The organism is Staphylococcus sp. EG-SA-2 (assembly GCF_017152085.1).
Genome location: NZ_JACYHC010001228.1, coordinates 1 through 639, shown reverse-complemented (window position 1 = coordinate 639; position 639 = coordinate 1). Strand labels below are relative to the sequence as shown.

1 protein-coding gene is annotated in these 639 nt (G+C 33.5%); it reads left to right on the top strand.

All coding sequences use genetic code 11. The annotated features are described in order from the left end of the window. Positions 1-212: 212 nt before the first annotated feature. Positions 213-639: DEAD/DEAH box helicase family protein (locus tag IDG60_RS28215; RefSeq protein ID WP_172407981.1), on the top strand; the 427-nt coding region annotated here is incomplete at its 3' end.

The following is a 639-nucleotide window of genomic DNA, read 5'->3' as shown; positions in this document are numbered from 1 at the left end:
ATAATGTGTATTTACATACTAAAAATAACAAGATAAACGATTTGATTTAAGGCAAGCATAGTTAGCACAACTATGTTTGTTTTTCTTTGTTCGACATTTTTACGAACAAACGTTTGCTTTTTGTGTGGCTACTTTGCTAAAATATGTAATGAGAAAGCGAAGAGTTGAGCGGAAATATAAATAATACGTTGAAAGAGGAGGCATATGTGACAATGGTTGAACATTATCCTTTTAAAATACATTCTGATTTTGAGCCTCAAGGTGACCAACCGCAAGCAATTAAGGAAATCGTGGATGGTATTAAAGCGGGGAAAAGACATCAAACTTTATTAGGTGCAACTGGCACAGGGAAAACATTTACGATGAGTAATGTTATTAAAGAAGTTGGGAAACCAACGTTAATTATCGCACATAACAAAACATTAGCAGGGCAATTATATAGTGAGTTTAAAGAATTTTTTCCTGAAAACAGGGTGGAATACTTTGTAAGTTACTATGATTATTATCAACCTGAGGCATACGTACCGTCTACTGACACTTTTATTGAAAAAGATGCCTCAATCAATGATGAAATTGATCAACTACGACATTCTGCTACAAGTGCATTATTTGAACGCGATGATGTAATTATTATTGCTA